The following is a 6,559-nucleotide window of genomic DNA, read 5'->3' as shown; positions in this document are numbered from 1 at the left end:
GCTCTTCGGACCTCCGCGACGGCGGAGACGCCGCCGGCGGCGCAGGCACCGGCTCAGCCCGCGCCGGCCGATGCCGTGCTGCTGCCCAACACGCTCGGCGCGCAGCTGCTGATGGGGGCGTCCCAGCGCCTGCAGGCGCTGTCCGACAGCCTGGTGGCGGCGGCGCAGGCGGCAACCGACCTCCGCGGCGTGGCGACCTGGGCGTCCGGCGTGGTGCGCGACCCGGTCACGCAGGTCCGGGTGCAGGACGCGCTGATGTGGCTGGTGCTGCTGTTCGGCGCGGGCCTGATGGCGGAATGGCTCACCGCGCGCTCGCTGCGGCGCTGGTCGGACCGGCTGGACGCGATGGCGCCGGAGCCCGGCAATGTCTGGACCTGGATGCGCCGCGTCCCGCTCGTCCTCGCCCGCTTCGTGCTGGACCTGATCCCGGTCGGCGCCTTCGCCGTCATCTCCTACGGGCTGATCGGCTATGTCCGCCCGCTGCCGACGACAGAGCTGGTGCTGCTGGTCGCGAACAATTCCTACATGGCGCTGCGCGCCGTGATGGCGGCATCGCGCGTGCTGTTCTCGCCCGCCTCCGCGCATCTGCGCCTGATCCAGGTGGCGGACGAGACGGCGGCCTACATCACCGTCTGGATCCGCCGCATCGCGGTGGTCGCGATCGTCGGCTACGCGACCGCCGAGGCGCTGCTCCTCTTCGGCCTGCCCTGGTCGGTCTATGACGGCATCCTGCGCGTCGCGCTGCTGATCGTCTCGCTCTTCCTCATCATCGTCATCCTGCAGAACCGCGGCGCGGTGGCCGAGGCGCTGCGCGCGCCGGAGCTGGCGGAGGGCGAGCAGCCGGACCGCGCGCGACGGCTGTTCCGCACGCTGCGCGACCGGCTGGCGGATGTGTGGCACCTGCTGGCCATCCTGTGGCTGCTGGCCGCCTGGGGCGTCTGGGCGCTCGAGGTGCGCGACGGCTTCGAGCGGCTGTTGCGCGTCTCCGCACTGACGGTCGTCATCCTGGGCGCGGCGAAGCTGGCGGATGTGCTGGCGCGGCGTGCCATCGCCCGCGGCTTCCGCATCGGGCCCGACCTCGCGAAGCGCTACCCGGGGCTGGAGGCGCGGGCGAACCGCTACCTGCCGGTGCTCAAGGGCACGGTGAGCGGCGTGATCGCCGCCATCGCCCTGCTGTTCCTGCTGGAGGCCTGGGGGCTCGATTCCTTCGCCTGGTTCGGCCGCGGCCAGCTCGGCGCGCGGCTGCTCGGCTCCCTGGTGTCGATCGCGCTGACCATCGTGGTCGCGATCACGGTGTGGGAGCTCTCGAACGCCGCGATCCAGCGGCATCTCGCCAAGCTCTCGCGCGACGCGCAGGCGGCGCGCTCCGCCCGCGTGCGCACGCTGCTGCCCATGCTGCGCACCGTGCTGTCGATCGTGATCCTGGTCTTCGTCGCGCTGAACATCATGACGGAGATCGGGGTGAACGTCGCGCCGCTGCTGGCCGGCGCGGGCGTGGTGGGCCTCGCGATCGGCTTCGGCTCGCAGCAGCTGGTGCGCGACGTGATCACCGGCGCCTTCCTGCTCTTCGAGGATGCGATGGCGGTCGGCGACGTCGTGTCGGTCGGCGGCCATTCGGGCGTGGTGGAGCAGCTGTCGATCCGCTCCATCAAGCTGCGCGCGCAGGACGGCAGCGTGCACATCATCCCCTTCGGCGCCGTCACCACGGTGACCAACATGACGCGCGACTTCGGCTTCGCCGTGCTCGACGTGACGGTCGCGTATGGCGAGGACACCGACCGCGTCGCGGAGGCGCTGCGGCAGATCTCGTCGGAGGTGCGGGCGGAGGCGAAGTTCGCGAGCCAGATCCGCGACGACATCGAGATCCTCGGCGTGGACAAGATGACGGAGACGGGCGTCACGGTGCGCTCGCGGGTGAAGACCGACCCGGCGGCGCGCTGGGCGGTCGGGCGCGAGTTCAACCGGCGGATCCGCGCGCGCTTCGAGGAGCTCGGGATCGAGCTGTCGGCGCAGCCCTATGCCGCGTCGAAGCACCTCGGGGACTTCCCAAAGGCCGCCGCGCCGGCTAGCGTCGCCGCATGACCCGCTTCCGGATCGTCACGGATCGAATTAGCCGCCCGGCCGCCTGACCCGCCGCGCGCGGGGCATTGCGGCCGGCCGCCTGCCCTTCGATCCCGATCCGGAGCCTTCCGAACATGTCCGACTTCGTTGACGAGCCGCTGGTGGCGGCGCGCTTCACCGTCACCGCCGAGGCCTCGCCCGGCCTGCTTTCCCGCGTCCTCGAACCCTTCGCCAAGCGCGACCTGGTGCCCGAGACGCTGCGCGCCAGCCGCGACGGGGACGCGATGCGCGCCGAGGTCGCGCTCTCCATGCCGCTCGGCATGGTGCACCTCGTCGCCGGCAACCTCGGCCAGATCATCGGCGTGCGCCGCGTCGAGGCGATGGAAGGCCGCGTGGTGCGCCTCGCGGCGTAATGCGCGTTGCCGGCGTGAAGGACGCCGGGCGCCATCGGATCACCATGAACGCTCGGCGGCCTGACGTAAGGGTTGCGCTGACTTAACCGGGCTCGCGCGCACGTGTTGCGACGGGCGCGCGGCGTCGCGCGTCTGCGGGTCGGTTAAGGACCGGCCCATGCTGCTCGATGCCTTCCCGAGCGCGCTCGACCTCGCGCGCTTCCAGTTCGCCTTCACCGTCGTCTGGCACTTCCTGTTCCCGGCCTTCACCATCGGGCTGGCCTCGTACCTCGCCGTGCTGGAGGGGCTGTGGCTGGCCACCGGCCGCGCAGTGTTCCTCGAGACCTTCCAGTGGTGGCTGCGGATCTTCGCCGTCGCCTTCGCCATGGGCGTCGTGTCGGGCATCGTCATGTCCTACCAGTTCGGTACGAACTGGTCGGTGCTGAGCGACCGCGCGGGACCGGTGATCGGACCGCTGCTCGGCTACGAGGTGCTGACGGCCTTCTTCCTGGAAGCCGGCTTCCTCGGCGTGATGCTGTTCGGGCTGAACCGCGTGGGCAAGGGACTGCACTTCGCCGCGACCTGCTGCGTGGCGGCGGGCACGCTGATCTCCACCTTCTGGATCATCGCGGCGAATTCCTGGATGCACACGCCCACCGGCCACGAGGTCGCGCCGGACGGGCGGTTCCTGCCGCTCGACTGGTGGGCGATCATCTTCAACCCATCCTTTCCGTATCGCTTCCTGCACGTCGTCTCGGCGGCCTACCTGACCACCGCCTTCATCGTCGGCGCGGTGGGCGCCTTCCACCTGCTGCGCGACCGGGCGAATGCGCATGCGCGGCTGATGTTCTCGATGGCGATGTGGATGGCCCTGATCGTTGCCCCCGCTCAGGTCGTGATCGGCGACCTGCACGGGCTGAACACGCTGGAGCACCAGCCCGCCAAGGTCGCGGCCATGGAGGGACACTGGGAGACGCGGGCGGGGGCGCCGATGATCCTCTTCGCCCTGCCCGACATGGCGGCGGAGCGGAACGATCTCGAGCTCGGCATCCCGGGCCTCGGCAGCCTGATCCTCGGGCACAGCTGGGAGGCCGAGATCGCCGGCCTGAAATCCTTCCCGCAGGAGGAACGGCCGACCAACGTGCCGCTCGTCTTCTGGTCCTTCCGCGTGATGGTCGCCATCGGGCTGCTGATGGTCGCACTCGGGCTCGCGGCCTTCGTGCTGCGGCTGCGCGGGCGGCTCTACGACACGCCCTGGCTGCTCCGCTGGGCGGTCGCGATGGGCGGCTCGGGGCTGGTCGCGGTCACCGCGGGGTGGATCGTCACCGAGGCCGGGCGGCAGCCCTACACGGTCTACGGGCTGCTGCGCACCGCGGACAGCGTCTCGCCCATCGCCGCGCCGGCGGTCGCGACCTCTCTCGCGATGTTCGTCGTCGTCTACTTTGTCGTCTTCGGCGCCGGCATCTGGCTGCTGCTGCGCCTGATGGAGCGCGCACCGCATCCGGCGCAGGAAGGCCCGGCGCCGGGCGCGCCAATCCGCACCGCCGGCATCACCCCCGCGCCTGCCGTCGCGGCGGGCCAGGTCACGCAGCCCGGGCCGGCGGAGTAGAGCATGAGCGATCTCGACCTGCCGCTGATCTGGGCGATCGTCCTGGCGACCGCCGTCTTCCTCTACGTCGCGATGGACGGCTTCGACCTCGGCGTCGGCATCCTCTTCCCGCGGCTCGAACGCGGCGAGGAGCGCGATCTGGCGGTCGCCACCATCGCGCCGGTCTGGGACGGCAACGAGACCTGGCTGGTGCTCGGCGGCGGTGGGCTGCTCGCCGTGTTTCCGCTTGCCTACGCCATCGTGCTGCCGGCGCTCTACATGCCGCTGATCGTCATGCTGCTGGCGCTGATCTTCCGCGGCGTCGCCTTCGAGATGCGCTTCCGCCAGGAGACCGAGCGCGGCAGGCGCGCCTGGGACAACGGCTTCTGGCTCGGCAGCACGGTTGCCGCCTTCAGCCAGGGGGTGGCGCTCGGCGCCTATGTGCAGGGCATCGCGGTGGAGGGGCGCGGCTATGCCGGCGGCTGGTGGGACTGGCTGTCGCCCTTCTCGGTGCTGACGGGGCTGGCGCTGGTGGCCGGCTACGGGCTGCTCGGCGCCACCTGGCTGGTGTGGAAGACGGAAGGCGGGCTGCATGAGAAGGCACGCCGTCTGGCGGCGCCGCTCGGCAGCGTCACACTCGGCTTCGTCGCGGCGGTGAGCCTGGTGATGCCGGTGCTGCAGCCGGAGTTCGCGGCGCGCTGGTTCGGGGTCCCGCACCTGCTCTTCGTCTGGATCGTGCCGGTGGCGGTGATCCTGCTCGCCGTCGTGCTGTTCCGCGCGCTGGCGGCGGCGCCGATCGAAGGTGCGCGCAGCGCGATGCTCTGGCGCGACGCGATCCCCTTCGGCGCCGCGCTCGGGCTGTTCCTGCTCTGCTACGTCGGGCTCGGCATCAGCCTCTGGCCGAACATCGTGCCCCCCGGGATCACCATCTGGGACGCGGCGGCGCCGCCGGCGACGCAGGGCTTCCTGCTGGTCGGCGCGGCGGTGCTGGTGCCGCTGGTGCTGATCTACACCGGCTTCGTCTACTGGATCTTCCGCGGCAAGGTGCGGCCCGGCGAGGGCTACCATCATTGATCGCGCGCCTCGCCTGGTTCGCCGCGCTCTGGCTCGGCGGCGTCGCATCGCTCACGCTTGTCGCGCTCGTCATCCGCCGCGCGCTCGGCCTGTAGCGGTGATTGAATCGCGGGCACGCCAGGGCCACATCCGGCACATGATGTACCTGCTCTCGATCGTGGTCCCGCCGCTGGCGATCATGCTCCAGGGGCGTCCCTTCCAGGCGATCTTCAACGGGCTGCTCTGGCTCGGCAGCCTGTTGTTCATCCTGCTGCCCTTCGTGGCCGGGCAGGTCGGCTGGCTCGTTGCCGTGATCTGGGCGGTGGCGCTGACCTATAACCGGCGGCAGGAGGCGCGCGACCGTCGCCTGATCGACGAGGCCGTGCGCCGGGACCGGCAGATCCGGGCCTGATTGACAGCCGAAGGGTTGACCTGCGGCCGGCGAGTGCCGGCCGAGCGCCCGAACGGGCGCCGCGGCTCATGCGGCGCAGCCAAGCGAAGCGCCGGCGATCGAGGGGCCGAAGGTGAAACCTTCGGCCGCCCGGCATAAGCCTCAGCCGAGCTTCGGCCGCGTCTTCACCACGCTCTCGCGCGCGTTCATCCGGTCCCACCACGCGGCGAGCTTCGGCCGTGACGCGAAGGCCGAGGCGCCCGACTTCGTCATGCGGTAGTATTCGAGCGGCGGCAGCACATGCAGGTCGGCGAGGGTCACGGCCTCGCCGCACATCAGCGGGCCTTCCATCAGGCGGTGGATCACGTCGAGCACCTGCTCCGCGGCCTGCCGGCCCTCCGCCACCCGCGCCGCATCGGGCGTGCCGCCCTGCATGGGCACGATCGCCTCCTGCCAGAACACCTTGCCGACCATCGCGCCGTAGCCGTAGCTGTCGATGATCGCGCAGATCTGGGTCATGCGCGCGCAGGCGCGCGGCTCCGACGGCTGCAGCGCGGGACCGGGGAAGCCCTCGTCCACGTAGCGCGCGATCGCGAAGGTCTCGAACAGGCCGAAGCCGTCATGGTCGAAGGCCGGCACCTTGCCCCAGGGCTGGCGCGCGAGATGCGCCGGCTCGTTGCCCTTGCCCGACAGGATGTCCACCTCGTGCAATTCGTAGGGGACGCCCTTCTCCTCCAACGCGAGGCGCGCGGTCCGGGCGTAGGTGGAATAGGCGGGTCCGTACAGCTTGACGGGCATGCTGGCTCCTCTCTCTGCGGCCGGAAGCGTGGCGGAACGCGGTCCGGTTGTCACGGCCGGAAACGCGCGGAGAACGGCGCCCTCAGAGGAAGCCGACGGGATCCACGTCGATCTGCACGCGCACGCTGTTCGGCAACTCCACGCGCTGCATCCAGTCGCGCAACAGCGGCTGCACCGGCACGTCGCGTCGCGCCTTCAGCAGCAGCCGCCGCCGATGCCGCCCGCGCAGCAGCGCGAGCGGCGCAGGCGCCGGGCCCAGCACCTCGACCCCCGCGG

General features: G+C 71.3%; 7 protein-coding genes. 5 read left to right on the top strand and 2 right to left on the bottom strand.

From position 1 onward, the window contains the following. The 5 genes from L2I40_RS16785 to L2I40_RS16765 all read left to right on the top strand — a co-directional run. A partial coding sequence (locus L2I40_RS16785) for a mechanosensitive ion channel domain-containing protein (RefSeq protein WP_237216344.1) occupies positions 1-2,082 on the top strand: 2,082 nt, incomplete at its 5' end. Between the two features lie 113 nt (positions 2,083-2,195). After that, positions 2,196-2,474 (top strand): hypothetical protein, encoded by a 279-nt coding sequence (locus L2I40_RS16780; RefSeq protein ID WP_237216343.1) that lies wholly within the window; start codon positions 2,196-2,198, stop codon positions 2,472-2,474. Between the two features lie 157 nt (positions 2,475-2,631). Beyond that, positions 2,632-4,062, top strand: a complete 1,431-nt coding sequence (locus tag L2I40_RS16775) for a cytochrome ubiquinol oxidase subunit I (RefSeq protein WP_237216342.1) — start codon at positions 2,632-2,634, stop codon at positions 4,060-4,062. Positions 4,063-4,065: 3 nt separating this feature from the next. Next, positions 4,066-5,115, top strand: a complete 1,050-nt coding sequence (cydB, locus tag L2I40_RS16770; RefSeq protein ID WP_237216341.1) for a cytochrome d ubiquinol oxidase subunit II — start codon at positions 4,066-4,068, stop codon at positions 5,113-5,115. A gap of 97 nt (positions 5,116-5,212) precedes the next feature. Then, positions 5,213-5,506 (top strand): hypothetical protein, encoded by a 294-nt coding sequence (locus tag L2I40_RS16765; protein ID WP_237216340.1) that lies wholly within the window; start codon positions 5,213-5,215, stop codon positions 5,504-5,506. A 141-nt stretch (positions 5,507-5,647) separates the two neighbouring features. Here L2I40_RS16765 and L2I40_RS16760 read toward each other — a convergent pair whose 3' ends face one another. Both L2I40_RS16760 and L2I40_RS16755 read right to left on the bottom strand, forming a co-directional pair. Continuing rightward, the gene (locus L2I40_RS16760; RefSeq protein ID WP_237216339.1) at positions 5,648-6,283 is read right to left on the bottom strand and encodes a glutathione S-transferase family protein; all 636 of its coding nucleotides are present in this window, start codon (positions 6,281-6,283) and stop codon (positions 5,648-5,650) included. An 82-nt stretch (positions 6,284-6,365) separates the two neighbouring features. Next, on the bottom strand, positions 6,366-6,559 hold a 194-nt coding region (locus L2I40_RS16755), incomplete at its 5' end, for a hypothetical protein (RefSeq protein WP_237216338.1).

Source organism: Falsiroseomonas oryziterrae (assembly GCF_021864505.1).
GTDB classification, from domain to species: domain Bacteria; phylum Pseudomonadota; class Alphaproteobacteria; order Acetobacterales; family Acetobacteraceae; genus Falsiroseomonas; species Falsiroseomonas oryziterrae.
The sequence above is the reverse complement of the archived record's forward strand: the minus strand, read 5'-3'. Positions and strand labels throughout refer to the sequence as shown.

Coding starts and splice junctions, on each gene's coding strand:
- L2I40_RS16780 (WP_237216343.1), top strand. CDS start 2,196: ATGTCCGACTTCGTTGACGAGCCGCTGGTGGCGGCGCGCTTCACCGTC.
- L2I40_RS16775 (WP_237216342.1), top strand. CDS start 2,632: ATGCTGCTCGATGCCTTCCCGAGCGCGCTCGACCTCGCGCGCTTCCAG.
- cydB (WP_237216341.1), top strand. CDS start 4,066: ATGAGCGATCTCGACCTGCCGCTGATCTGGGCGATCGTCCTGGCGACC.
- L2I40_RS16760 (WP_237216339.1), bottom strand. CDS start 6,283: ATGCCCGTCAAGCTGTACGGACCCGCCTATTCCACCTACGCCCGGACC.